Below are 24,777 nucleotides of genomic sequence, written 5' to 3'. Positions count from 1 at the left end.
GCTTATCCCGTAGACGTGTCGCTCATCCGTAGACGATGCGGCGCAGTTGCCGTTCGGTGAATTCGGGGGCGGCCACCCGGTACTGCGCCAGTTCGCTCGCGATGCGCTGCCAGATTTCGGCATTGCGCACCTGGCGGCGTTGCAGTTCGGCGTGTCTGCGGCGCACGAACTGCTCGGCCGTTTCGTCGAAATATCCGACGACATCGGCGACCACCCGCGCCGCGATGGCGTCGGGCAGCCCCGTGGAGGCCGCCACATGGCGCACCAGATCGACCGGAACCCCGTCAGTCACGCCCTGAGCCTGCCTCATACATTGTTGTTTCGCCAACATTTGTGCCCGAATTCGGGCATAGAAGCGTGGCATTCGCTACACGGGATCTAGTGCCGGTAGGGGTAACTCGCCGGGCACGGGCAAACTCACTCACCACATTGCCGCCTGCCGCCTACGTAACCCTCGGGGCACTCGAGTCCGGCCGGAAATTTCGGAGTGGCGGAACAGCCTGCCGCTGGGCTCCGGGGGCGGGGGCACCCCTAGGCTGGCCGGGTGACCTCACCGAATCAGACTGCTGTTGCGACGCTGCACACCAATCAGGGCGACATCAAGATCGCGCTCTTCGGTAACCACGCCCCCGCGACGGTCCGCAATTTCATCGGCCTGGCCGACGGCACCGCGCCCTATACGACCGCGAACGCCTCCGGCACCACCGAGGGCCCGTTCTACGACGGGTCGATCTTCCACCGCATCATCGACGGCTTCATGATCCAGGGCGGCGACCCGACCGGCACCGGACGCGGCGGCCCGGGGTACGAGTTCAAGGACGAGTTCCACCCGGACCTGCGTTTCGATCGCGGCTACCTGCTGGCCATGGCCAATGCCGGACCGGCCACCAACGGCTCGCAGTTCTTCATCACGGTCGGCCCGCAGTCGCACCTGAACCGCAAGCACACGATTTTCGGCGAGGTGGTGGACCCGGATTCGCGCAAGATCGTCGATGCGATCGCGAATGCCGCCACCGACCGCAACGATCGGCCCAAGGACGAGATCAAGATCTCCGGGATCACGCTCTCCTGAATCCGGCCTACCCCGAAGAGAATTCGCCATGAATCCGCAGCAGCCCGCACCGACCTGCTACCGCCATCCCGACCGCCCCACCGGTCTGGCCTGCACCAGGTGCGGGCGCCCGTCCTGCCCGGAGTGCCTGACCCCGGCCGCGGTCGGGCAGCACTGCGTGGAGTGCGTGCAGCAGGGCCGCCAGGATGTACGGCCGGTCCGCAATCAGGCCGGGTCGGTACAGTCCAGGCGCCCGGAACCGTATGTCACCTGGTCACTCATCGCGGTGAATGTACTGGTCTTCGCGATCACCGCATTCCAGGCGCACAGCGTGATGGACAACCAGCGCTCGGATCTGTTCGTGGACTGGATGCTGGTGCCGGCGCTGGTCGGGCACGGGCAGTGGGTGCGGGTGATCGGCTCGGCATTCCTGCACTACGGTCCGATCCACCTGCTGGCGAACATGTTCGCGCTGTACGTGCTCGGCCCCTACTGCGAAATCGCGCTGGGCCGGGCCCGGTACCTGTCGGTGTACGCGGTCTCGCTGCTGGGCGGTTCGGCGGCGGTGACCGTGCTGTCTAATCCGCTGACGGCCTCGGCGGGCGCCTCGGGCGCGATCTTCGGATTGTTCGGCGCGGTGGCCGTGGTGATGCTGCGGACGCGGCAGAACCTCACCCAGATCATGGTGCTGCTGGTGATCAACCTGATCATCACCTTCTCGGTGCCAGGCATCTCCGTCTGGGCGCATCTGGGCGGCCTGCTGGCCGGTACCGTCGCGGCCGGCGGCATCCTGTATCTGCCGCGCTGGTTGCGTGCGAGTACACCCGCCCTGGCCATGCGGATCGGCTGGATCGCGGTGGCGGTGGTGGGTGTGATCGCGGTGGCTGTCACCGTGCTGGGCGCGCCGACGCTGTACTGACGGCGTGCGGTGATACTGACGTGCGGTGTGCGGTGATCCGCTACGGATTCACGAGGTAGCCGCGCAGCGTGTCGAGCACGTTCTCTGGCCGCGTGCCGAGGTCCCAGCGCCCGAAGATGAGCAGCTTCTCCTCGCCCTGGTGATCCACATCCATTTCCAGCATGGGCATGCGACGACCGAGACGGCGATAGCTCACCACGCGGGCGCGCAGCACCTGCTGGGGTGTGTAGTACTGCGGCCCGGTGAGGCCGCGCACCACGATGCGCGGCACCGGGCCGGGCTCCACGGACAACCGTGGTCGCTGCCGGAATCCCATCCAGGCCAGGAACAGCAGGCCGAGGGCGGCGAGGCCGATGAGCAGCCGCCCAGGACCGTCGTTCGATACGACAACGGCGACGGCGAGCACGATGCCGCCGATGCCGCAAACGGCCAGCGCGGCCGGGGGTGTGGACCAGGAGAGCTGGGGCTCAGCAGTCACTTTCCCCACTTTCTCCTCGAGTTGTCCACAAGCTCATCCACAGGTGTGCATGAATAACAGTGGTGTAAGGAACTCATCGCCAGCGCATGGTCATGATCAGGCCCACGACCATGAGGCCGAACCCGATCAGGAAGTTCCACGCGCCCAGATCGCTCATCCAGCTGATGTGCTCGGCTGCCAGGTAATACACCAGCAACCACACCAGGCCCGCGAGCATGAAGCCCAGCATGATGGCGACGTACCAGACCGGCGACGGGCCGGCCGACTTCACCTTCACAGGCGTGCGGCTGGCCGGGTTGATCGTGTAGTCGGTCTTCTTCCGGACCTTCGACTTGGGCATGACGTCCTCAGTTTCGGCGTGCGAGTCTGGGCTAGGTTATCCCAGGTCATTTGTGGCTTGGGAACGCGACGACTGATTTCGCACGGGTCGGGGTAACTCCCCGGGTACCCCCAAAATAGTCTTCGCACCCAACCGCTGGCACGCGTGCCCCACGGTCGACGGCACTATAGCCGGGCGCTGAAGTTCCGGGGAGGCGGTGCAGACACTAGTCTCGAATCATGCGTGTATTGGTCGTCGACAACTACGACAGCTTCGTGTTCAACCTGGTCCAGTATCTAGGACAGCTGGGTGCCGAGGCAGTCGTCTGGCGTAATGACGATCCGCAATTGGCTGATCTCGATGCCGTCGTGCAGGAGTTCGACGGAATTCTGATCAGTCCCGGCCCGGGCACGCCGGAGCGCGCGGGGGTCAGCATCGAACTCGTCAAGGCTTGCGCCCGGCACGAGCGGCCGCTGCTCGGGGTCTGCCTGGGCCATCAGGCGATCGGCGTGGCGTTCGGCGCCACCGTGACCCGCGCCCCGGAACTGCTGCACGGCAAGACCAGCGAGGTCTTCCACATCGGCGCGGGCGTACTGGCCGGTCTGCCCGATCCGTTCACGGCCACCCGCTACCACTCCCTGACCGTGCTCGAGGAGACCATGCCGCCGGAGCTGGAGGTGCTGGGCCGCACCGAATCCGGCATCGTCATGGCCATGCGGCATCGCACCCTGCCGATCCAGGGGGTGCAGTTCCATCCCGAATCGGTGCTCACCCAGGGCGGGCACCGCATGCTGGCGAACTGGCTGGGCGTCTGCGGCGAGCGGCCCGCCGAGGCGCTCGTGAAGGCCCTCGAGGCGGAGGTCGCGGCGCTGGTATGACGGCATACCGAATGAGCGGGGCATGACCGCCAACCCGATGGGCGCGGCATGACGACCGGTCGAGGGCGACCGCATGTGCTGCTGTCGGTGGCCGTCAGCATCGACGGCTATATCGACGATGCCGGATCGGATCGGCTGCTGCTGTCCAATGCGGCCGATTTCGATCGGGTCGATGCGCTGCGCGCCGCCTCCGACGCGATTCTGATCGGCGCGCAGACGTTGCGCAGCGACAATCCGCGGCTGCTGGTCAACAATCCGGACCGGCGGTTGCAGCGGCTCGCGGCCGGGCAGCCCGAATATCCGCTGCGGGTGATCGTCACCGCGGCCGGGGATCTCGATCCGGCGCTGCGGTTCTGGCAGCACGGCGGCGAAAGGCTGGTCTACACCACCGATTCCGGTGCGGCGCGGATCGGTGACCGCCTGGACGGTCTCTCGGAGGTCGTATCCCTAGGTGCGGCGGTCGATTTCGCGACCTTGCTGGAGGATCTCGGCAAACGCGATATCGCCCGCCTGATGGTGGAGGGCGGCGGCGCGATCCACACCGCCTTCCTGGCGGAAGGTCTGGTCGACGAGATCCTGATGGCGATCGCGCCGCTGGTGATCGGTGATCCGGCCGCCCCCCGCTTCCTGGGGACGATTGTGGATAGTTCTCGACACCGCATGCAGCTGGCCGAGGTCAGCCGGATCGGTGATATCGCCCTGCTGCGCTACCTGCCGAAGGAGGATTCGAGTGCCGGATGAAACACGGGGGGATCGGGGCTGGATGCGGCATGCGATCGGCCTGGCGCGCCTGTGCCCGCCCAGCGACACCGCCTTCTCCGTCGGCGCGGTGATCGTCGGCGCGGACGGTGTCGAGATCATGCACGGCTGGTCCCGGGAGACCGATGACAAGGTGCACGCCGAGGAATCCGCGCTGAACAAGCTCGGCAACGACCCGCGCCTGCCGCACGCCACCCTCTACAGCACCCTGGAGCCCTGTTCGCAGCGCGGCAGCAAGGATCGCGCGCCGTGCACGGATCGCATTCTGGCGGCGGGCATTCGGCGCGTGGTCATCGCCTGGCGCGAACCCGGCACCTTTGTGGACAACTGCCAGGGTGTGGAGAAACTCCGCGAACACGGCATCGAGGTCGTCGAATTGTCCGATCTCGCAGACGAAGCCATGTCCATGAACCGGCACCTGCAGCTATGAAAAAAGGGGGTGCGCGGGAATCCCGCACACCCCCAAGGCTTATCGACTCACGGCGGGCCGAGCAGTGACGCGCCGACGGTAATGGTCACCGTCTGATTCTTGGCGATGGACGATCCGGCGGACGGCTGCTGGGCGATGATGCGGCCGACCCCGCTGGGATCCAGCGTGCTCTGCGTGTTCTGACTGATCTGGCCGTTCCAGCCGCGCTGCCGCAGCGCGTCGGCGGCCTGCCCGGGGGAGAGGCCGATGAGGCTGGGCATGGGGATCTGATCACCGGAGGCGACCTGCACGGTCACCGTCGAACCCTTGTCGGCCTGGGTGCCGGCGGCCGGATCGGTGCTGATCACGGTGCCCTTGGCCTGATTGCTCGGCACCTCCTGAATGGTGACCTTGAAACCCGAGCTGTCGGTCAGATTCGGTTGTGCCACATCGATGGACTGGCCGACCACATCCGGGACGCGGACCTTGTCCGGGCCGGAGCCGAGGCTGATGGTGACCTGTCCGCCGGTGTCGATCTTCTGCGCCTCGACCGGATTCTGGCTGGTGACCTTGTCCTTATCGTCGACACTGGAGGCTTCCCGGCGCACATCCGGATTGAGCCGCAGCCCAACGGAATTGAGCTGCTGTTCGGCCTGCTGCTGGGTCAATCCGGCCAGCCGCGGCACCGCCACCTGCGACGGTCCGCTGGAGACCTGCAGGGTGATCGTGCTGCCCTTGTCGATGCGGGAGCCGCCGAGGGGCTGGGTGGCGATCACATTGTCCTGCGCGACTTTCGGGTCCGGTTTGTTCTGAATCGCGACGCTGAAGCCGAGCTTCTCCAGATCCCGCTGTGCGAGTTGGTAATTCTGGTTCGAGAGCTCGGGCACCGCCACCTGGTCGGCATGGCTGCCGGGGCCGACGAACGCCCAGAACAGCACGCCGCCGACGGCGAGCACGGCGACGACGACCGCCGCGATGAGCCCGTTCCGGCGGCCGCCGCCACCTCCGCCACCGCGGCCGGCCTCGACGAGTTCCTGTTCGGTGGTGTCGTCGCGGCGCTCGACCGTGCGGTAGCTGCGCGGCGGCGGCAGATCGTCGTCGAGGAAATTATTGCGATCCTCGTCGTTCATGACCATGGGCGCGGTGGGCTTCTGCCCGCCCAGCACCCGGATCAGATCGGCGCGCATTTCGGCGGCGGTCTGATACCGGTTGGCCGGGTTCTTGCTCATGGCCTTGAGCACGACGGAGTCGAGTTCGCGCGGCACGCCGGGGTGCACGTGCGAGGGCAGCCGCGGGTCTTCGCGCACATGCTGGTACGCCACGGCGACGGGCGAATCACCGGTGAAAGGTGGTTCGCCGGTGAGGATTTCGAAGAGCACACAGCCGACGGAGTACACGTCGGAGCGCGCGTCCACCTGCTCGCCGCGGGCCTGCTCGGGGGAGAGGTACTGGGCGGTGCCGATGACGGCGGCGGTCTGCGTCATGGGGTTGGAGCTGTCGGCCAGCGCGCGTGCGATGCCGAAGTCCATCACCTTCACGGCGCCCGCGCGGTTGATCATGATGTTGGCGGGCTTCATATCCCGGTGCACGATGCCGTTGCGGTGCGAGAAGTCCAGCGCCGCACACACATCCGCGATGACCTCCATGGCGCGGCGCGGCGCCATCGGGCCCTTGCCGCGCACGATGTCGCGCAGGGTGTCGCCGTCGACGTACTCCATCACGATGTAAGGCAGTGGGCCGCCGTCGATCTCGGCCTCACCGGTGTCGTAGACGGCGACGATCGCGGGATGGTTCAGGGCCGCCGCGTTCTGCGCCTCACGCTTGAAACGCAGATAGAAGGTGGGGTCCCGGGCCAGGTCGGCGCGCAGCACCTTGATCGCCACATCGCGGCCGAGGCGTAGATCGCGCGCCTTGTGTACCTCGGACATGCCACCGAAGCCGATGATCTCGCCCAGCTCGTAGCGGGACGAGAGATTCTTCGGGGTCGTCATGACTGTCCTTGGGGGATGACTGGAGCACTGCTGTCCGACGTTCCTGCGTATCCACCGGCTCCGGGTACCGCCTGCCCGTACTCATCGTGTCCGTTGCCGTATCCGTGGGCACCGGGAACCGCTGGCCATGATGGTATGTCCCAGGTGGGGCGGGGGTAACGACTGGTGGTCGGCCAGGCCGGCCGGGTGGTCGTGTTCTGCGGTGTCGTCGTCTGCGGCGTGGTCGTGTTCTGCGGTGTCGTCGGCGCCGGTGTGGTCGTGGGCGCGTCCGTCGTGGTCGGCGGATCGTCGGTCGTCACGACGGGCGGCGGCACCGGCCGCTCCCGGGTGGTCGTGGTCGGCGGTGGTGTTGTCGTGGTGATGACCGGCGGCGGTGCGACCACCACGCTGGTGCGGGTGTTCGGCGTCGACTCCGGCGGCGATCCGCTGAGCAGCACGAAAGCGGCTGCGCCGCCGAGGATCAGCGCACCGACACCGAGTCCGGCCATGGCCTTCTGGCTGTTGGTGAAGCGCCCGCCACCGTCCCCGCCGGTCGCCGCCGGAGCCAGGGTGACCGGTCCGGCGGGCGGGCGCGGACCCGACATCATGACGGTGGCGCCGTCGCCGGGCTGCTGCTGCCGCATCTGCTGCGACGGGGTGGAATAGCGCATGGTGGGCTGGTCGCCGCGGCCGCCGGGAATCATGACGGTCGGTCCGTCGGGCGGCATGATGCGGGCGGCCCCGCTGGTCATGGCGGTGGTCGCCATACCGCCGGTGGGCGGGGGCCGTCTACCAGATCGCACGGCGGCCACCGCGTCGGCGAATTCGCCGCCGGTGGCGAACCGCTGCTGCGGATCCTTCGCCATGGTGACTTCGATGAGTTCGCGCACGTTCGGCGGCAGATCGGCCGGCAGCGGCGGCGGCGTTTCGCGCACATGCTTCATGGCCACGGTGAGCGCGCCGTCACCGGTGAACGGCCGCTCGCCGGCGAGCGCCTCGTAGCCGACCACGCCGAGCGCGTACACGTCGGAGGCGGAGGTGGCGTCCTCGCCGGTGGCCTGCTCCGGCGCGATGTACTGGGCGGTGCCCATGACCATGCCGGTCTTGGTGACCGGCGAGGCGTCGACCACCTTGGCGATGCCGAAGTCGGTGATCTTCACCTGACCCGTCGGCGTCACAAGTATGTTGCCGGGCTTCACATCCCGGTGCACCACGCCCGCGGCGTGTGCGACCTGCAGTGCGCGCCCGGTCTGCTCGAGCATGTCCAGACCCTGCTGGATCGAAAGCCGGCCGAGCCGGCTCAGCACCGCGTTGAGCGGTTCGCCCTGTACGAGTTCCATGACCAGATAGGCGGTTTCGCCGCCCGAGGGATCCATGGTCTCGCCGTAGTCGTAGATGCCTGCGATGCCGGGGTGATTGAGCTGCGCGGTGGTCCGGGCCTCGGTGCGGAAGCGATGGCGGAAGGTGGGGTCGGCGGAGAATTCCGCCTTGAGCACCTTCACCGCGACCCGGCGATCGAGTCGTGTGTCGAGAGCTTCCCAGACCTGGCCCATTCCACCGGTGGCGATCAGCCGATGCAGCCGGTAGCGGTCCGCGATCAATGCACCGTTGTTCAGCATTTCCGACCCTGTCTACCTTGCGCGTTCATGTCGTTCAGCTCCCCAGCCCGGCGTTGAGCACCGCGCGGGCGACCGGCGCTGCCACCGACCCACCGGTGGCGGCCAGTGCCCGGTCGCCGCCGTTCTCGACGATCACCGCGATCGCGATCTTCGGGTTCTGCGCCGGTGCGAAGGCGATGTACCAGGCGTGCGGAGGGGTGTTGCGCGGATCGGTGCCGTGTTCGGCCGTGCCCGTCTTGGACGCGATCGTGTACGCGCTCTGTCCCCCTCCCGTGGTGTTCTTCTCCGATTCGATCATCATGTTGGTGAGCTGGGTGGCCACCGGTGCGCTGATCGCCTGCCCGACCGACATCGGCTTGATGGTCTCCAATGTGCTCAGATCGGGGGCTTGCAGCTGGTCCACCAGATGCGGCTGCATGCGGACGCCGCCATTGGCGACGGTCGCCGCGATGACCGCGTTGTCGAGCGGGGTGAGCGCCACATCGCGCTGCCCGATACTGCTCTGGGCGAGTGCCGGTGCGTCGGGAATGGTGCCGACGGTGCTGTCCGCCCACGGCATCGGAATATTGGGGTGCTGGCCGACGCCGAAGGCCGCGGCCTCGTCCTTGAGTTTCGCGGCCCCCACCTTCATACCGACCTCTGCGAAAGCGGTGTTACACGACAGCTTGAACGCGTCGGCCATGGATACGGTGGCCGCGTCGCCCGCACCGCAGTGCGTGCCGTTGTAGTTCTCCAGCGTGGTTGTGGTGTCCGGCAGGGTGATTCGCGGCGCCGCTGTGAACTGGTCGGTCGTCTGCGCGATATTGCCGGACAGCGCGGCGGCCGCGGTGATCACCTTGAACGTGGAGCCCGGCGGATACGTCTGCGAGACAGCACGATTCAGCATGGGCTGGCGCGGATCCGCCTGCAGCGTCTCCCAGGCCTGCGAGGACGCGGCCCCGTCGTGCCCGGAGAGCAGATTGGGATCGTAGGACGGGGTGGACACCATGGTCAGAATGCGCCCGGTGCTCGGCTCGATCGCCACCACGGATCCGGTGTAGCCCTTGGCCGTCAGCTGGTCGTAGGCGACCTTCTGCATGGCCGGGTTCAACGTGGTGATCACATTGCCGCCGCGCGGATCCCGGCCGGAGATCATATCGATGAGCCGCCGCCCGAACAGCTGATTGTCGGAGCCGTTGAGCACCGAATCCTCGGCGTGCTCGAGTCCGGTGCTGCCGTACTGCATGGAGTAGAAACCGGTCGCCGGCGCGTAGGCCAGCGGATCGGTCGGGTAGGTGCGCAGGTACTTGTAGCGATCGTCGGTGGAGACCGAACTCGCGAGCACGGTGCCCTGTGCGGAGATCTGGCCGCGCTGACGCGCGTACTCGTCCAGCAGCACCCGCACATTGCGCGGATCGTTGCGCAGACTGTCGGCCTTGATCACCTGCACATAGGTGGCATTGGCCAGCAGAGCCACGATCATCAGCATGACCGCCATGGCCACGCGGCGCAGCGGTGTGTTCACGCGGTGCCCCCCTTCGGTCGCCGCAGCAGTTCGGTGGGCGCGTCGGTGATGGACTCCTGCGGCTTCTTCCGGACCGGGGCCGGCGCCCGCGCCGCATCGGACACCTTGATCAGCAGCGCCACCAGCGCGTAGTTGGCCAGCAGCGACGAGCCGCCGTAGGACATGAACGGTGTCGTGAGGCCGGTCAGCGGAATCAGCTTGGTGACACCGCCGACCACCACGAAGACCTGGATGGCGATGGTGAAGGCCAGCCCCGCCGCGAGCAGTTTGCCGAAGCTGTCGCGCACCGCGAGCGCGGTGCGGATGCCGCGAATCACGAACACGCAGAACAGCATCAGCACGGCGGAGAGCCCGATCAGGCCGAGCTCCTCACCGATCGCGGAGATGATGAAGTCGGTTTTGGCGAACGGCACCTGTGACGGCCGCCCGCTGCCCAGCCCGGTCCCGGCGAGACCGCCGGTGGCCAGCCCGAACAGCGACTGCGAAATCTGATACCCGGTGTTGTTGTAGTCCGCGAACGGGTGCAGCCAGGTCTCCACGCGCACCCGCACATGCCCGAAGGCGTTGTAGGCGAAGACGAATCCGATGGCCAGCAGCACCGTGCCGACCGCCACCCAGCCGACCCGCTCGGTCGCGATGTAGAGCATGCACAGCACCGTGCAGAAGATGAGCAGCGAGGTGCCGAGGTCCTTCTCGACCACCAGCACGCCGACGCAGACGATCCAGACCAGCAGGATCGGACCCATATCCCGGGCGCGCGGCAGTTCCAGCCGGAACACGTGCCTGCCCGCGGCGGTGAACAGATCACGCTTGGCGACCAGCACCCCCGCGAAGAAGATGATCAGCAGGATCTTCGCGAACTCACCGGGCTGAACACTGAAGCCGGGCAGTCGAATCCAAATCTTGGCACCGTTCACCTGGGAGAACCGGTCCGGCAGCACGGCCGGGAGGGCCAGCGCGGCCAGCCCGACCAGGCCGAGGGTGTAGGCGTAGCGGGCCAGCGTGCGGTAGTCCCGCAGCAGAATCAACAGGCCCGTGAAAACCACCATCCCCAACCCCGTCCACAGCACCTGCTGGTTGGCATCGGGGGAGGGGATGGGCTGCGAAGCGAGGAAGGCGTCCTGCTTCTCGGCCAGGTCGAGTCGATGGATCAGCACCAGCCCGAGCCCGTTCAGCAGGGCCACGATCGGTAGTAGGAGAGGGTCGGCGAAGGGTGCGTACCGGCGTACCGCCAAATGCGCCACCCCGAACAGGGCCAGGTAGGCGGCGCCGAGTTTGGCGATCTCCCACGTGATCTCCTGTTCCTGACTGGCCTCGACCAGCACCAGCGACACCGTCGTCACCACTGCCGCCAGACCGAGCAGCAGCAGTTCCACGTTCCGCCGGGTGGACGGCGGAGGCGCGGGAGCGAATCCGCCCGGTGGACTGGGAAAGGCCCCAGCGGACGGTGGTGCCGGTGCGGACATCAGTCCGCCACCCTGCAGTTCTGCCCCGGCGTCTGCGGCGCGATCGTGGTGGACGGAACCGGTGCACGCGGTTCCAGCTGATGATTGTCACCGGAGCCCGCCGGAGCGCCGGGCACGGTGGTGGTCGGCGGGGCCGCCGCGGTGGTGGTGGCCGGAGGGGCGTTCGGATCGACCGGCGGGGTGACGACGGGCGGCACCACCGGCTGCTGCTTCTCGCACGGCGGCAGCAGATCGTTGCGGGTCAGGCTCTGCAACTGCTTGATGGCGTCGTCGCGGGAGCCCGGCGGCAGACCCTTGTCGACCGAATCACGCCCGGTCGGCTTCAGATCGGTGAGCTGCAGACTGCGGCAGCCCGACGGGAAATCCCCACCGGGAGACGTCATCTGGAGATCGCCGCTGCGGGTGACGCAGGCGTTCTGATCCACATCGCGGATCGAGTAGCCCAGCACCGAACCCGGCAGCCCGCGCAGCACCACGACCTTGTCGTGATCGGCGCCGACGTAGTAGTTGCCGCGAATCATGTTGTAGCCCACCGTGAGCCCGGCGCCGATGGCGATGAGCAGGGCGAGCGACAGCCCGATCCAGCGCAGTTTGTGGCTCTTCTTCGGCGGTTCCGGCTCCGGCGCCTGGACGGCCCGGCGCGGTGCGGCCCGCGGCGGGCGCATGGCGGCGGCCCGGCCGGCGGCGGTGTTCGGCGGGGGAGTGTCCTCGTCCTCACCGGAGGCGGCGCCGGCCACGATGGGGTGGCTCTGGCCGTAATCCAGATCGATGACATCGGCGACGACGACGGTCACATTGTCGGGACCGCCACTGCGCAGCGCCAATTCGATGAGCCGGTCGGCGGATTCGTCGGTGCTGCCCTCGCGCATGGTGTTGGCGATGGTCTCGTCGCTGACCACATCCGACAGACCGTCGGAGCACAGCAGATACCGATCGCCGGCGCGGGCCTCCCGCATCACCAGCGTGGGCTCGATCTCATTACCGGTGAGCGCCCGCATGATCAGCGACCGCTGCGGGTGGGTGTGCGCCTGCTCCGGGGTGATCCGGCCCTCGTCGACCAGCGACTGCACGAAGGTGTCGTCGCGGGTGATCTGGGTGAGTTCACCATTGCGGAGCATGTAGCCGCGGGAGTCACCGATATGGGCCAGGCCGAGTTTGCGGCCGGCGAACAGGATGGCGGTGAGCGTGGTGCCCATGCCGTCGAGTTCCGGTTCCTCCTCGACCTGATCGGCGATGGAGGCATTGCCTTCGTGCACAGCACGATCCAGCTTGCCGAGCAGATCGTCACCGGGCTCGTCATCGTCGAGATGCGCCAGCGCGGCGATCATCAACTGCGAGGCGACTTCACCGGCGGCGTGGCCGCCCATGCCGTCCGCGAGGGCGAGCAGGCGCGCACCCGCGTAGACGGAATCCTCGTTGTTGGCTCTGACGAGACCACGGTCGCTGCGCGCTGCATAGCGGAGAACAAGAGTCACGATCGCAGCTCGATCACAGTCTTCCCGACACGGACAGGGGTGCCGAGTGGAACTCGCACCGGGGTGGTGACCTTCGACCGGTCGAGGTAGGTCCCATTGGTGGAACCGAGATCCTCGACATACCAGTCCTCCCCGCGCGGCGAGAGTCGCGCATGACGGGTGGAGGCGTAGTCGTCGGTGAGGACCAGTGTGGAATCGTCCGCGCGCCCGATCAGCACCGGCTGTGTGCCGAGTGAGATGCGGGTGCCGGCGAGTGAACCCTGAGTCACCACGAGATATTTGGCGCCCTTCTGGCCTCGGCGCAAGGATGGGAGCACCGCGGAGCCGCCTTGGGCCCGAGGTGCGACCCGAATGCCGGAGGCCGCGTAGATATCACTGCGCAAGGTCCGGAGCACGGCCCACACGAACAGCCACAACAACAGCAGGAACCCCGCACGGGTGAGTTGCAGGATCAATCCCTGCACGGTGCTCCACCTCCTGTTCGACCGTGTCGTACGTACGGGCTGTCGATACGGAAAAAGCTCCGCGGACCCGCAACCGGTTGCTGGTCAGCGCGGCCCAGCGCCACCGTGAGTATTGGCAGCATCATAGGGCCGTAGACCGGTTGCGATCACGATACGACCGAGGAATCTCGAGCCATATCGTGACCTGCTTCGCGAGCTTACGGGATCAGACGATCCGGATCAGGATCTCGGAATGCCCGGCGCGGATGACATCCCCGTCGGCGAGCTGCCAATCCTGTACGGGAGAGCCGTTGACCAGCGTCCCATTGGTGGAACCCAGATCCGAGAGCATCGCGGTCTGGCCGTCCCATCGAACTTCGATGTGGCGCCGCGAAACTCCGGTATCGGGCAGGCGGAAGTGCGCGTCCTGCCCGCGGCCGATGATATTGCTGCCCTCGCGCAACTGGTATGTGCGGCCGGAGCCGTCGTCCAGCTGCAGGGTGGCGGAGTAGCCCGAGGCGGCCGCGCGGCCGGCCGGTGCCGCATACCCGGCCTGCTGGCCGTAGCCCGGCTGCTGGGCGTAACCCTGCTCGTCGGCATAGCCCTGCTCGTATCCGGCGGGCTGCTGGCCGTACGCGGGGTCGGCATAGCCGGGCTGCTGGCCGTAGGCCTGCTCCGGCTGCTGCCCGTAGGCCTGATCGGCATAGCCGGGCTGCTGGGCATAGCCCTGCTGCTGCCCGTAGCCCGGCTGCTCGTACGCCTGCTGGCCGTAGCCCGGCTCGGCATAACCCGGCTGGCCGCCCTCGGCGTAGCCCTGGCCGTAGCCGGGCTCGGCATAGCCCTGCTCGTATCCGGCCGGCTGCTGCCCATACGCCTGGTCGGCATAGCCGGGCTGCTGCCCGTAGGCCTGATCGGCGTACCCGGGCTGCTGCCCGTAGCCCGGCTCGGCGTAACCACCCTGCGGGGCCGCGCCGTAGCCGGCACCGCCCGGCTGGTTGTAGTCGTAGCCGTTCTGGTACTCGCCGTAACCCTGCTGCTCGGGCGCGGCATAACCGGGCTGATCGGGGTACTGCGACTGCGCCGGCACACCGCCGCGGCCGTATTCGCCGTAGCCCTGCGGAGCCGGGCGGCTCGCGGGCGGGGGCGCGTACCCGCGGGAACGTGGATCGGACTCCGCGGGCTCACGACTCGGGTCGTAGCCTGAGTTCTGCGTCATGGGGCCAGCTCCTGGTTGCGGGTTGGGTCGTGGTGTGCGTTCAGGTGCCGGCGCCGGACCCGCCCGGCGCTCGGCGGTTCCGCCGACGGCGTCCGGGTCCACACGGCCGCGTGTCCTGAACTGTCCGGTGTGCAGCGTAGGGGATGCCTCGAACTCCACGTGCACTTCGCCGTACGTCTGCCAGCCTTGTTCACGGATGTAGTCCTGTAAGTGTTTGGCGAAAGCCCGCACTGCGAGGTCGTGGTCGGCCTGTCCCTCGCCCTGGACGAGCTGCCCCAGGTCCGACTCGTTGATGGTGATGACGTAGCTGTTCGGAGCCAGCAGATGTCCGCTGCCGAGGTCCTGGATATGGTCCGCCGCCTCGCGCTGCAACGCGGCTTCGACCTCCTGCGGAACCACGCTGCCACCGAAGGCGCGGGCGAAGACGTCACCGACAGCACCCTGGAGGCGGCGTTCGAATCGCGAAACGATCCCCATCGCCCCTCCTCTCGGGTCAGGACGCTCCCTCGAGTGAAGCGTGCGGCGTGTCTGGTCTCCTGGCAACGTGGGCGGCACGCGGACATGGCGTGTCACCGCGGGGACACGGTGATTGCATGATATCCACCATCGTCCACACCTGTAACTCCCGGAAACGGGTCAGGGTTCCCGTGCGGGCATCCGCCGCCCCCAGCGCCGGTTACCTGGTGATTTCGTTTTGGCACACGGGCCGTGATAAGTTCTTCGAGTCGCTCGGGCGAGTGGCGGAATGGCAGACGCGCTGGCTTCAGGTGCCAGTATCCGAAAGGATGTGGGGGTTCAAGTCCCCCTTCGCCCACAAACAGTAGGCCCGATCCGGATTCCGGATCGGGCCTACTGTCATTTCCGCACTGACCTGTCATTTCCGCACCCCTCGGAGGCTTGCGTGTAGCTTGCCGAACCCGCAGGTCAGAACAGGTGTGACGAAGATCGCAACCACGGTGTGAACTCCTCGGCCGAGGCGTTGCCGGATGGCCTCCGACGGTCCGCGGAGGGGTGTAAATCGATTGCCGGAAGGTGCCACATCAGGTATCTGCCCGATTTTCTCCGACCATTGCCTGACGGGCATTAAGTCAAAACAGAGTTAAACAAACTTGCAGTTTGTTTCCCCTGAAGCGACTGCTCGGCAATGGTGCTGAGCAGGTGAGAAACACCAGCTTAACGCGGGTTGAACCGCTTGTGATGAGTATTGGCCGGACTAATCGGCAAACCATTCGACAGGGGTTCTCGCGGTGCACGTGCAACGGGTCGAATCGAGTGCGTCAACGGTACCGCGCGGGTGGTTTCATTAGCCTCCGCAGACCGCCGGCAACGTAGAAGCTGGACATTAGCGGACTGCTCGAGTTGCCTTCGCGCAAAGGGTATTTCGCCTGTTCGCGTTATACGTCCAGTGAGCAAGTCGGAGGTTGCGTAGCCATAACGTTTGTGTAGAGTCGACGGTAACGCTGGCCGCAGCTGAGCCGGACTCGCTGCGGCCAGTGGAAATCACTTCCGGGCCGTTGCCAACAGCGTCGAACTCGCCGCTCCCGCAACCGGATCCGGGTCGCCCCCGAGCGAATTGCCCGGGGTGTGCGCGGGATTGCCTGACATGTGCTCGGTTCCACTCGGCGAATGCTCCGCCGCCTCCGCGGTCTCCTGTTCGAGCACTGCGCGCCGTCCCAGACCGAACACATAGGCCAGGAAACCGAGTTCGGCGAGCGCCCCGATTCCGATCCGCACCGCGGTCGGCAGGCCGCTGGGTGTGACAAATCCTTCGATGAATCCCGAGATCAGCAGCACCACGACCAGGCCCAGGGCAATCGCGGCGGTGGCGCGGCCCTGCCGGGCCAGGGCCTGCGGCCGGGATTCCCGGCCCGGATCGATCAGTGTCCAGCCCAGTTTCAGGCCCGCGCCGCCGGCCACGAAAATGGCGGTCAGCTCCAGCATTCCGTGCGGCAGGATGTAGCCGAAGAAGGCGTCCAGGCGCCCGGCGTCCGACATCAGACCTGCGCTGATGCCCACATTGAGGGCATTCATGGCCATGACGTACACCGCGGGCAGGATGAGTATCCCGGTGAACAGCGACATGGCCGCCACCGTCGCGTTATTGGTCCACACCTGCGCCGCGAAAGCGTCGTGCGGATGCGCGTAGTAATAGGTCTCGAAATCGCCACCGGGCCGGGTCAGTGTGTCCGTATCGGTATCGAGGCCCAGAGCGCGCCGCGCGGATTCGGAGTTCGCGACCCACGCGCCGACCGCCGCCGAGGCGACCACGAAGACCGTGGCCACCGTCACCCACCACGGCCAGGCCCGGTAGACGGCCGCCGGGAAGCGGTGGGTGAAGAAGCGGCCGATCTCGCGCAGGGTGTCGATGCGGGCGCCAAGCACCCGGCCGCGGGCCCGGGTGAGGATCGCGGACAGGCCCGCCACCAGTTCCGCCTCGGCGGATCCGGATTGCAGCCGGGCCAGCTGCTGTGAGGTGAGCCGGTACAGCAGCACCAGTTCGTCGGATTCGGCGCCGGTGAGCTTCTTGCGGCGGGTTGCCAGCGCGTCCAGGCGATCCCAGGAAGGTTTGTGCAGGAACGTATACGCGTCCAGGTCCATCGGTTGCCTTCCTGTGCCTTCGCTCGGAAGAATGCTAGTCGCCCCCCACCAGGAGTGACATGGCCCTTTTCACCACCGGCGAAGCAGTCGCCGTCGAACTGCCGATCGCGCGCATCCCCACGCGGGCCGCGGCGTTCCTGCTCGACCTGTGCGTTCAGCTGATCCTCGGGCTGGTGCTGGTGCCCGGCAGTCAGGTGCTGCTGTCCCGGTGGGGCGCGGATTCGGCCTGGCGCGATACCGCCCTGGTGGTGACCGTGGTCGCGGTGCTGATCGGCTATCCGGTGCTGGGCGAAACGCTTACGCGCGGAAGGTCGCTCGGCAAGATGGCACTGGGTCTGCGAGTGGTGCGCGGCGACGGCGGGCCGATCGACTTCCGGCACGCGGTCACTCGGGGTCTGTCCGGCATCGTGGACTTCTGGATGCTGGGCACCGGTCTCATCGCCGTGGTGGTGTCGCTGTGCTCACCGAATGCCCGCCGCATCGGTGATGCCCTCGCCGGAACGGTGGTGGTGCACGATCGCAGCCGCCTGCCGTTCGCGGCGCTGGTCGTCCCGCCGCCGTGGTTGCAGGGCTGGGCGCGGCAACTCGAACTCTCCGGCCTCTCCGACGAATTGGCGCTCGCCGTGCGCCGCTACCTGATCCGCTTCGGCACCCTGACCCCCGTCGTCCAGGACCAGCTGGGCCGCACCCTGGTCCTCACGGTCTGCGCCCGCCTGCACACCCCGCCCCCCAACGGCTATCCGCCCCTGATGATCCTGGGCGCCGTCCTGTCCGAACGCCAGCGCCGCGCGTTCCCGCCGCCCCCCGCCCGGCCGGCATACGCCCGCGCCGTCGCCTGAACACCACTCCTCTCGACGCAACGCGGGTCGGTTCGATAGGGACGGGCGGCTTTACATCGAGCCGGTTTGCTTGAGCTCCAGATATTCATCCGCGAGGGCGCTGGGCAGCCGGTCCGGGGATTCGGTGATGACGCGGACGCCGATGCGGCGCAGGGTTTCCCGGGCTACGGCGTGTTCGGTGAGGATGTTCTCGGCGGCGGCCGCGGTGTAGAGGTCGTCGAGGGTGGAGCGGTGGGCTGCCGCGGCGGCCACGTCCGGATCGGTGACGGAGACGATGAGTACGCGGTGGCGCCGGGACAGGACGGGGAGGACGGGGAGCAGGCCCTCCTGCACGGTGGCCGCGTCCAGGTGCGTGAACCACACCACCAGGCTGCGGCGGCGGGCGCGCTGCAGGGTGGTGCGGAGCAGTCCCTGGTAGTCGGTGTCGACCAGCTGCGGTGTGATTCCGGCGAGGGCGTGCATGAGCTTGAGCTGCAGGCGTTTTCCGCCGATGCCGCGCACCTCGGCGCGCAGGGTGCGGTCGTAGGCCAGCAGGTCCACCGAATCGCCGCCCGCGGCCGCGAGACCGCCGAGCAGTAGCGCGGCCTCGATGGTGGCGTCCAGGCGGGTGCCGTCGCCGACACGGCCCGCGCTCACACGGCCGGTGTCGAGCAGCATGACCACGTGCCGATTGCGCTCCGGCCGCCAGGTGCGCACCAGTACGTCATCGGCCCGGGCGGTGGCCCGCCAGTCGATGGTGCGGACATCGTCACCGGCCACGTACTCACGGAAGGAATCGAATTCGGTGCCCTGGCCGCGCCTATTCGTGGTGTTGCGCCCCTCGAGGTGTTGCAGCTGTGCGACTTTGGAGACGAGCAGCTTCTCGCTGCGGAACGGCGGCAGGGCGCGCAGCCGGGCCGGGACGTCCCGGCGCAGCTGCCGTCCGGCCAGGCCGAGCGGGCCGAGCAGGCGCACGGTGACCGGACCGGCGATCCGGTCGCCCCGATATTCGGGGGTCAGCTCGGTGTGCAGCCGAATCCTGGTGTTGGACGGCAGATTCAGCGGGTGCGCGTGATTGCGGGGCTGGGCGCTGGCGGGCCAGTCGTCCCAGAGCGTGCCGCGCAGGGTGCGATCACCGGTATTCAGGGCGATCAGCTCCACCTCGATGCCGCGCCCGGTGCGGACGGTGGTGAGCGCGGCCCGCGAAAACTGCAGCGCCCCCGGCGAACCCAGCAGCAGCAGATCCGCCAGCACCAGCGCCCCGAGCAGTGCGGTCGCCAGCAGTACGCCCGCCCAGGACGGCAGCACGAAGGTGACGAAGAGTGCGGCGACGCCCGCCGCGACGGCCAGCCGGCCGGTGACGACCACCGGCTACACCGGCACGGGGACGGACATCAGCAGGGACGCCATCACCCCTTCGGCGGTCACGCCCTCGATCTCGTGCTCGGGCCGCAGCTGCAGCCGGTGCCGGAGCACCGCTGTCGCCACGGCTTTCACGTCATCGGGGGTGACATAGCCGCGGCCGTTCAACCAGGCGAAGGCCCGGGCGGCGGCCATGAGCGCGGTCGCGCCGCGGGTGGACGCACCGTGCGCGACGGCGGGGGAGGTACGGGTCGCCCGGCACAGATCGACCGTGTAGGCCAGCACCTCGGGGCTGAGCGTCACCTGGGCGACGGCCCGGCGGGCGGCGGCGATATGTGCCGGACCGGCGACCGGGCGCAGCCCCGCGGCGGCCAGATCACGCGGATCGAAACCGGCGGCGTGCCGCTGCAGAATGCGGAATTCGTCGTCGCGCCCGGGCAATCGGATATCGACCTTGAACAGGAACCGGTCCAGCTGCGCCTCCGGCAGCGGATAGGTGCCCTCTTGCTCGATGGGGTTCTGGGTGGCGACCACCACGAACGGATCGGGCAGCGGCCGCGGCACGCCGTCCACCGAAACCTGGCGCTCCTCCATGGATTCCAGCAGCGCGGACTGGGTTTTCGGTGGGGTGCGGTTGATTTCGTCGGCGAGCAGCAGATTGGTGAAGACCGGTCCGCGCCGGAAGGTGAACTCCGCCGAGTGCGGATCGTAGATCTGCGAACCGGTGACATCACCGGGCATCAGGTCCGGGGTGAACTGGATGCGGGCGTGCTCCAGGTCCAGCGCGGTGGCCAGCGCCCGTACCAGCAGCGTCTTGGCCACGCCCGGAACACCTTCCAGCAGGACGTGACCGTGGCACAGCAGCGCCAGGACCAGGTACATGACCGCCTGGTCGTTGCCGACCACGGCCTTGCCGATCTCGGCGCGCAGGGCCAGCAGCGCCTGCTGGGCCTGTTCGGCGTTCACCGCGTGGTTGGTATCCACGACAACCGCCGTGGGCTCTGATCCGGTCACAAGACCTCCGCTTCGATCCATTCGAGTTGTGCGGCCACGACTTCCAGCGTGGCCCGGTCCGGGACCGGGTCGTACAGTGCGCCGCGCATCAGCGCCGGGTCGGAGCCGGTGCGCGCGGACAGGGCCGCGGTCACCAGTTCGGGCGGGGTGGCAGCGGTGACGCCGAGCGCGGGCCGCAACCGCCGCAGGGTGGCCGCGCGCAATCCGGCCGCCACATGGTCGTGGTCGCGGGATTTGCGGTACAGCCCGGCCTGTCCCGCGAGCAGTTCACTGGCGGGCGCCTCCACCGGCCGGGGTTCGCGCACCACGGTGCCGCGCCGCCGGCCCCGCCACCAGAGCACGGTGATCCAGGCGATCAGGAATTGCAGTCCGCCGAAGGCCGCCCAGTCGGGCAGGCGCTGGAAGATGGAATCGTCGCCGCTGCCGAAGTCCGGCGGCTTCACCTTGGGCGGGTGGTGCGGCGCGGTGGTCGGCGGGGGTGCGGTGGTCGGCTGCTGCGTGTCGTGCGGTGTCGACGGCGGCATGCTCAGGTGGGTGACCAAATAGATGAGGAAGAGCACGGCCAGTATTCCGGCCAGCACCGCCCAGAATCGCCAATCCCGCAGGAGCGCGGGCAGTTCCAGCGGTTCGCGGCTCTTCTTCCGCCGGGCCGTCTTCGGTTTGCGGGTCCGGCGCTGCTCGGCGATCTCGGCGGGCGCCAGCTTGGGCGGCGGGGCCACGGAGTAGCGGTCGGCCTGTTCCAGTCGCCGGTATTCGGCCTCGGCCGCCGGGCGGCCGCCGTATACGACCTCGTCGAAACTGTGTGCGGCCGAGGGGAGTTCGGTGGCCTCGCCGGGCAGTACGGCGGTGGCGGCCTGTGCGGTTTCGCGGGCGGTGCGGGCGCGCTGCACCTCGAGGATGCCGCGCTGCTCCAGCCCGCGGGTGACGGCGCGGTACCGCTCCCGCAGCGCGGTGCCGAAATCGGCCCGGCGGGCCGCTTCCTCGGCGGCGGCCAGGTGTGCGGCCGCGGGTCCGAGCGCGGGTTCCGGTGGGGCCGGGCGGTATTCGCCGGTGCGCGGACCGGTCACGGCCGGACCGCCCCGGGAACGCGGATGTCCCAGGCTTCACGGCGGCAGCGCCGATCCACATAGGTGACGACCTGGGCCGCCGACTCCACCATTTCCCCGAAGGCCACCATGATCAGCGCGACGGTCACGATCAGCACGGTCACCGTCCAGCGGTGTGTGCCGGAGAAGCCGGAGATGAACTGCGGCAGTGCCAGCAGCGGCACCACCAGCACCAGCAGCAGCCCGCGCAGCGATATGAGCAGCCCGACGATCTGCCAGTCCGAACCGGACATCAGCAGTTTGGTGCGCAGCGTCGCGATCCGGAAGGTGGCCGATTCATCGAAAATGGCCGGGACCGTGGTGAATCGGCGTGCGCGCAACCACAGCAGCCAGATCACGGCGAACGGGAAGGTGATGAGCAGGGGAGCGCCCAGCGCCAGCACACCGATGCCGATGAGCGTGTACATCACCTGATATCCGAGCAGCGGCCCGGCTTCGGAGGCCAGCTGATGCAGCGCACCCCGCCAGGACAGCGGCTGCCGGTGCACCACCGCGAGCCCGATCGGCACGGTGACACCGCGTACGAACATGCGCAGCGCCCAGGCCGCCACCAGTCCGGTCAGCAGTGCGCCCCAGAAGGTTCCGCCGTCCGAATCATCGGTGGCTACGGAGACCAGCACCGTCACGGCGAGGGTGACGACCGCGGCCACGGCCACCGCCGTGCCGAGCAGTACGGCAAGGGTTTTGATGCGCGTCTGGATCAGTGCGAAGGGCAGATCCAGGAGTTCCCGGAACTGCATGGGGCGAATCGGGACCGCCGCCGGTTCGGTGTGCGGTTCCCCCACCGAGCCGGCCGGCGGACCGACAGGATCGGTGGCGGCTGGCAACACGGGGCCGAGTCTATAGGGACGGCCTCGTCCGGTCGCTCTATGTTTTCGCGAGCAGGCGGGCGACCAGCTGCCGGTACAACTCCGGGTCCACGGGCCGCATACCGAGCAGTGCGCGCAGGTAGACGCCGTCGCCGACGAGCCGGACGATCTCGGCGTGCACCGGATCGTGGATTTCGTTGTCCAGTGCGACCTTCCAGCCGCCCATCATTTCCGCGAGCGCGCGATCGGTCTCCTCCGCGGGAGCGTCGTCCGCGGCGCCGGTGGTGCCGTGTGAGCCGTCGACCGTGCGCATGGTGGCCAGGATGGACCGGTGCAGCGCGAGGTCCAGCACATCGGCGTCATTGTCGGGCTGCGGGGTCTGCAGATACCACTCGGCGACGGAGTGACCCTCGTCCACGGCGTGGCGCAATTGCTGATCGGCGCGTTCGCCGAGCCGGCGCACCAGCCCGGCGAGCAGCGCGTCCTTGCTCTTGAAGTGGTAGAGCAGTCCGCCTTTGGAGACGCCTGCGGCCGCGGCGACGCTTTCCAGCGTCACCTGGGACATGCCTTTGTCGAGCAGGAGAGATTCGAGGGCGTCGAGAATCCGATTGCGGGTGCCGACGGGATCGCGTGCGGTCGTCCGAGAGGTTGTCACAGCCATAGACTGTACCGTCTGGACGGTAAGTCTGTTACTGTACCGTCCAGACGGTTTCCCTCCGGAAGAGAAAGTTCCCATGCCCACCCACATCCCCGCCCGGTCCGACTCCGGATCCGAGGCGGACCCCCGCACCACCCCGCCCACGCCGACCGCCCCGCTCGGCGCCCCGGCTTCCGCCGCCGCGCACCCCGGCAATCCCGCCGAGGGCTCGCCCACGCCGACCACGAACTCGGCTGTGCGCACAGCGAACTCCGCGGCAGGTGGCGCCGATTCCGGATCGGGCGCCGGCTCGCCTCGCCGCCCTCACGATTCACGTGCTCGCCGGGGCAATGCCGTTTCCGGTCGCGCGACCCTGCGCGACTGGGCGGGGCTCGGTGTTCTCGCGCTGGCACTGCTGCTGGTCTCGGTCGACGCCACGGTGCTGGATCTGGCCGTGCCCGCCATCAGCAGCGATCTGGCGCCCACCACTCCACAGCTGCTGTGGATCATCGACGTCTACTCGTTCGTGCTCGCCGGTCTGCTGATCACCATGGGCACGCTCGGTGACCGCATCGGGCGCAGGCGACTGCTGCTCATCGGCGCGGCCGCCTTCGGGCTGGCGTCCGCGGTCGCGGCTTTCGCGGTGAACCCCGAAATGCTCATTGCCGCACGGGTTCTGCAGGGTCTGGCCGGTGCGACGCTGATGCCGTCGACGCTCGGCCTGATCCGGTCCATGTTCACCGATGCCCGGCAGCGCACCATCGCCATCTCGGTCTGGGGCGCCATGGCGGGTTCGGGTGCGGCCATGGGCCCGCTGCTGGGCGGCTGGCTGCTCGAACACTTCTGGTGGGGTTCGGTCTTCCTGGTGAACCTGCCGGTCATGGCCCTGCTGCTGGTGCTCGGACCGTTCCTGGTGCCGGAGTCGCGGGACCCGAATCCGGGCCGTTTCGACCTGGCGAGTGCCGCGCTGTCCATGCTGGCGCTGATCCCGATCGTGTACGCGGTCAAGGAATTCGCGGCACACGGGCCGAGCCTGAATCAGCTCGTCGCGGCGGGCGTCGGTGTGCTTGCGGGTGTGCTGTTCGTGCGCAGGCAGCGCTCGCTGGCAGCGCCGCTGATCGATCTGACGCTGTTCCGCATTCCGCCGTTCCGGGCGGCGGTGCTGGCCAATCTGCTGTCGATCTTCGCGCTGGCCGGTGTGCTGTTCTTCGGATCGCAGTATCTGCAGCTGGTACTGGGCCGCGCGCCCTTGCAGGCGGGTCTGCTGCTGATCCCCGGCACTGTCGGCAGCATGGCCGGTTCACTCGGCGCGGCCTGGCTGGTGCAGCACTGGCCTCCGGTGCGGGTGCTGGCCGGTTCCCTGGTCACCGCCGCCGTGGGCGCCTCGCTCTTCTGGTTGCTGCGCGCCGATCCGTCGGCCTCGGTGCTGCCGTTCATGGTGGGCTTCCTGCTGATCGGCCTGGGAGTCGGTGTGGCGCTGACCCTCTCGTCCGACATGATCGTCAGCACCGCACCCGTCGAACGCGCCGGCAATGCGGCCGCCATCTCGGAGACCGCACTGGAAACCGGTGTGGCCCTGGGTGTGGCGGTGCTCGGCAGTGGTGTCATGGCGGCCTTCCGGCACGGGCTGGATGAATCCACGGTCCCGGCCGCGCACACCGGCGCGGCGCGCGAATCCCTGGGCGGCGCGGTCGAAACCGCACGCGGCCTGCCGGCGGCGGAGGCCACGTCACTGCTGAACTCGGCGCACACCGCCTTCGTCGACGGCATCCACCTGGCCGCCACCGGCACCACCCTGATCCTGCTGGTGACCGCGGTCGTCACCTACCGGGCCGCGACGAGCAGGACGCGCAAGGCGTAGATCCCGGCCGAAACCATGGCGGGGTGACGGGGCGGCCTCGTGAATATGGCTGTGGCCCGGGTGGTT

General features: G+C 68.2%; 23 protein-coding genes and 1 tRNA gene. 8 read left to right on the top strand and 16 right to left on the bottom strand.

Annotated features, from left to right (window positions below; all coding sequences use genetic code 11):
* Positions 1–22: 22 nt before the first annotated feature.
* The gene (locus OG716_RS31425; protein WP_355125350.1) at positions 23–292 is read right to left on the bottom strand and encodes a hypothetical protein; all 270 of its coding nucleotides are present in this window, start codon (positions 290–292) and stop codon (positions 23–25) included.
* A gap of 252 nt (positions 293–544) precedes the next feature.
* Between OG716_RS31425 and OG716_RS31420 the strand changes: the two genes are divergently transcribed.
* Positions 545–1,072 carry a peptidylprolyl isomerase gene (locus OG716_RS31420; protein ID WP_355125352.1) on the top strand — a complete coding sequence of 176 codons (528 nt, stop codon included), beginning with the start codon at positions 545–547 and terminating at the stop codon, positions 1,070–1,072.
* A gap of 28 nt (positions 1,073–1,100) precedes the next feature.
* Complete coding sequence (locus OG716_RS31415) at positions 1,101–1,970, top strand: rhomboid family intramembrane serine protease (protein ID WP_405134106.1); 870 nt, start codon at positions 1,101–1,103, stop codon at positions 1,968–1,970.
* 40 nt (positions 1,971–2,010) lie between these two features.
* On the opposite strand, the gene OG716_RS31410 is transcribed toward OG716_RS31415, so the two are convergent.
* Together OG716_RS31410 and crgA are read right to left on the bottom strand one after the other, a co-directional pair.
* The gene (locus OG716_RS31410; protein WP_405134105.1) at positions 2,011–2,448 is read right to left on the bottom strand and encodes a PH domain-containing protein; all 438 of its coding nucleotides are present in this window, start codon (positions 2,446–2,448) and stop codon (positions 2,011–2,013) included.
* A 73-nt stretch (positions 2,449–2,521) separates the two neighbouring features.
* Positions 2,522–2,788: a cell division protein CrgA gene (crgA, locus tag OG716_RS31405; RefSeq protein ID WP_405134104.1), complete on the bottom strand. Its 267-nt coding sequence runs from the start codon at positions 2,786–2,788 to the stop codon at positions 2,522–2,524.
* 218 nt (positions 2,789–3,006) lie between these two features.
* Here crgA and OG716_RS31400 point away from each other — a divergent pair, with 218 nt between their 5' ends.
* The 3 genes from OG716_RS31400 to OG716_RS31390 are packed head-to-tail and all read left to right on the top strand — an operon-like array spanning position 3,007 to position 4,834.
* On the top strand, positions 3,007–3,645 hold the full coding sequence (locus OG716_RS31400; protein ID WP_405134103.1) for an aminodeoxychorismate/anthranilate synthase component II: 639 nt from the start codon (positions 3,007–3,009) through the stop codon (positions 3,643–3,645).
* Positions 3,646–3,693: 48 nt separating this feature from the next.
* Positions 3,694–4,386: a RibD family protein gene (locus OG716_RS31395; protein ID WP_405134102.1), complete on the top strand. Its 693-nt coding sequence runs from the start codon at positions 3,694–3,696 to the stop codon at positions 4,384–4,386.
* Positions 4,376–4,834, top strand: coding sequence for a dCMP deaminase (locus OG716_RS31390; RefSeq protein ID WP_405134101.1), 459 nt, complete (start codon positions 4,376–4,378; stop codon positions 4,832–4,834). The genes OG716_RS31395 and OG716_RS31390 overlap by 11 nt, the downstream gene beginning before the upstream one ends.
* Before the next feature lie 47 nt (positions 4,835–4,881).
* Here the strand turns inward: OG716_RS31390 and pknB are convergent, their stop codons facing one another.
* The 7 genes from pknB to OG716_RS31355 all read right to left on the bottom strand — a co-directional run bounded on the left by pknB (position 4,882) and on the right by OG716_RS31355 (position 14,983).
* Complete coding sequence (gene pknB, locus OG716_RS31385) at positions 4,882–6,804, bottom strand: Stk1 family PASTA domain-containing Ser/Thr kinase (RefSeq protein WP_405134100.1); 1,923 nt, start codon at positions 6,802–6,804, stop codon at positions 4,882–4,884.
* Complete coding sequence (locus OG716_RS31380; RefSeq protein ID WP_405134099.1) at positions 6,801–8,402, bottom strand: serine/threonine-protein kinase; 1,602 nt, start codon at positions 8,400–8,402, stop codon at positions 6,801–6,803. The genes pknB and OG716_RS31380 overlap by 4 nt, the downstream gene beginning before the upstream one ends.
* A gap of 34 nt (positions 8,403–8,436) precedes the next feature.
* The gene (locus OG716_RS31375) at positions 8,437–9,906 is read right to left on the bottom strand and encodes a penicillin-binding protein 2 (RefSeq protein WP_355125367.1); all 1,470 of its coding nucleotides are present in this window, start codon (positions 9,904–9,906) and stop codon (positions 8,437–8,439) included.
* Positions 9,903–11,372, bottom strand: coding sequence for an FtsW/RodA/SpoVE family cell cycle protein (locus OG716_RS31370; RefSeq protein ID WP_355125369.1), 1,470 nt, complete (start codon positions 11,370–11,372; stop codon positions 9,903–9,905). The genes OG716_RS31375 and OG716_RS31370 overlap by 4 nt, the downstream gene beginning before the upstream one ends.
* On the bottom strand, positions 11,372–12,847 hold the full coding sequence (locus OG716_RS31365) for a PP2C family protein-serine/threonine phosphatase (protein ID WP_405134098.1): 1,476 nt from the start codon (positions 12,845–12,847) through the stop codon (positions 11,372–11,374). Before OG716_RS31365 ends, OG716_RS31370 begins: the two co-directional genes overlap by 1 nt.
* Positions 12,844–13,311 carry an FHA domain-containing protein gene (locus OG716_RS31360; RefSeq protein ID WP_327142981.1) on the bottom strand — a complete coding sequence of 156 codons (468 nt, stop codon included), beginning with the start codon at positions 13,309–13,311 and terminating at the stop codon, positions 12,844–12,846. The genes OG716_RS31365 and OG716_RS31360 overlap by 4 nt, the downstream gene beginning before the upstream one ends.
* A 205-nt stretch (positions 13,312–13,516) precedes the next feature.
* On the bottom strand, positions 13,517–14,983 hold the full coding sequence (locus OG716_RS31355; protein ID WP_405134097.1) for an FhaA domain-containing protein: 1,467 nt from the start codon (positions 14,981–14,983) through the stop codon (positions 13,517–13,519).
* A 254-nt stretch (positions 14,984–15,237) separates the two neighbouring features.
* Here OG716_RS31355 and OG716_RS31350 point away from each other — a divergent pair.
* A tRNA-Leu gene (locus OG716_RS31350) sits at positions 15,238–15,320 on the top strand.
* 686 nt (positions 15,321–16,006) lie between these two features.
* Here OG716_RS31350 and OG716_RS31345 read toward each other — a convergent pair.
* On the bottom strand, positions 16,007–17,104 hold the full coding sequence (locus OG716_RS31345) for a stage II sporulation protein M (protein WP_405134096.1): 1,098 nt from the start codon (positions 17,102–17,104) through the stop codon (positions 16,007–16,009).
* Between the two features lie 59 nt (positions 17,105–17,163).
* On the opposite strand from OG716_RS31345, the gene OG716_RS31340 reads away from it, so the two are divergent.
* A complete protein-coding gene (locus OG716_RS31340) occupies positions 17,164–17,943 on the top strand; it encodes an RDD family protein (protein ID WP_405134095.1) in 780 nt (259 codons plus the stop codon).
* A 51-nt stretch (positions 17,944–17,994) separates the two neighbouring features.
* Here OG716_RS31340 and OG716_RS31335 read toward each other — a convergent pair whose 3' ends face one another.
* The 5 genes from OG716_RS31335 to OG716_RS31315 are packed head-to-tail and all read right to left on the bottom strand — an operon-like array spanning position 17,995 to position 22,868.
* Positions 17,995–19,290, bottom strand: coding sequence for a DUF58 domain-containing protein (locus OG716_RS31335; protein WP_405134094.1), 1,296 nt, complete (start codon positions 19,288–19,290; stop codon positions 17,995–17,997).
* Positions 19,291–19,293: 3 nt separating this feature from the next.
* The gene (locus OG716_RS31330; protein ID WP_405134093.1) at positions 19,294–20,319 is read right to left on the bottom strand and encodes an AAA family ATPase; all 1,026 of its coding nucleotides are present in this window, start codon (positions 20,317–20,319) and stop codon (positions 19,294–19,296) included.
* Entirely contained in the window at positions 20,295–21,365 is a 1,071-nt protein-coding gene (locus OG716_RS31325; RefSeq protein WP_405134092.1) for a DUF4129 domain-containing protein, read from the bottom strand. The genes OG716_RS31330 and OG716_RS31325 overlap by 25 nt, the downstream gene beginning before the upstream one ends.
* Complete coding sequence (locus tag OG716_RS31320; protein ID WP_405134091.1) at positions 21,362–22,234, bottom strand: hypothetical protein; 873 nt, start codon at positions 22,232–22,234, stop codon at positions 21,362–21,364. Before OG716_RS31320 ends, OG716_RS31325 begins: the two co-directional genes overlap by 4 nt.
* A gap of 37 nt (positions 22,235–22,271) precedes the next feature.
* Complete coding sequence (locus OG716_RS31315; RefSeq protein WP_405134090.1) at positions 22,272–22,868, bottom strand: TetR/AcrR family transcriptional regulator; 597 nt, start codon at positions 22,866–22,868, stop codon at positions 22,272–22,274.
* 79 nt (positions 22,869–22,947) lie between these two features.
* On the opposite strand from OG716_RS31315, the gene OG716_RS31310 reads away from it, so the two are divergent.
* Entirely contained in the window at positions 22,948–24,711 is a 1,764-nt protein-coding gene (locus OG716_RS31310; RefSeq protein ID WP_405134089.1) for an MFS transporter, read from the top strand.
* Positions 24,712–24,777 lie beyond the last annotated feature (66 nt).

Source organism: Nocardia sp. NBC_01388 (assembly GCF_045040085.1).
Taxonomy (GTDB): Bacteria; Actinomycetota; Actinomycetes; order Mycobacteriales; family Mycobacteriaceae; genus Nocardia.
Note: the sequence above shows the minus strand (reverse complement) of the source record. Positions and strands in the feature narration are given on the sequence as shown.

Excerpts from the sequence above, each read along its gene's own strand:
- OG716_RS31345 (WP_405134096.1), bottom strand. The coding sequence starts at position 17,104 with ATGGACCTGGACGCGTATACGTTCCTGCACAAACCTTCCTGGGATCGC.
- crgA (WP_405134104.1), bottom strand. The coding sequence starts at position 2,788 with ATGCCCAAGTCGAAGGTCCGGAAGAAGACCGACTACACGATCAACCCG.
- OG716_RS31400 (WP_405134103.1), top strand. The coding sequence starts at position 3,007 with ATGCGTGTATTGGTCGTCGACAACTACGACAGCTTCGTGTTCAACCTG.
- pknB (WP_405134100.1), bottom strand. The coding sequence starts at position 6,804 with ATGACGACCCCGAAGAATCTCTCGTCCCGCTACGAGCTGGGCGAGATC.
- OG716_RS31340 (WP_405134095.1), top strand. The coding sequence starts at position 17,164 with ATGGCCCTTTTCACCACCGGCGAAGCAGTCGCCGTCGAACTGCCGATC.
- OG716_RS31310 (WP_405134089.1), top strand. The coding sequence starts at position 22,948 with ATGCCCACCCACATCCCCGCCCGGTCCGACTCCGGATCCGAGGCGGAC.
- OG716_RS31415 (WP_405134106.1), top strand. The coding sequence starts at position 1,101 with ATGAATCCGCAGCAGCCCGCACCGACCTGCTACCGCCATCCCGACCGC.
- OG716_RS31355 (WP_405134097.1), bottom strand. The coding sequence starts at position 14,983 with ATGGGGATCGTTTCGCGATTCGAACGCCGCCTCCAGGGTGCTGTCGGT.
- OG716_RS31330 (WP_405134093.1), bottom strand. The coding sequence starts at position 20,319 with ATGGATCGAAGCGGAGGTCTTGTGACCGGATCAGAGCCCACGGCGGTT.
- OG716_RS31380 (WP_405134099.1), bottom strand. The coding sequence starts at position 8,402 with ATGCTGAACAACGGTGCATTGATCGCGGACCGCTACCGGCTGCATCGG.
- OG716_RS31395 (WP_405134102.1), top strand. The coding sequence starts at position 3,694 with ATGACGACCGGTCGAGGGCGACCGCATGTGCTGCTGTCGGTGGCCGTC.
- OG716_RS31370 (WP_355125369.1), bottom strand. The coding sequence starts at position 11,372 with ATGTCCGCACCGGCACCACCGTCCGCTGGGGCCTTTCCCAGTCCACCG.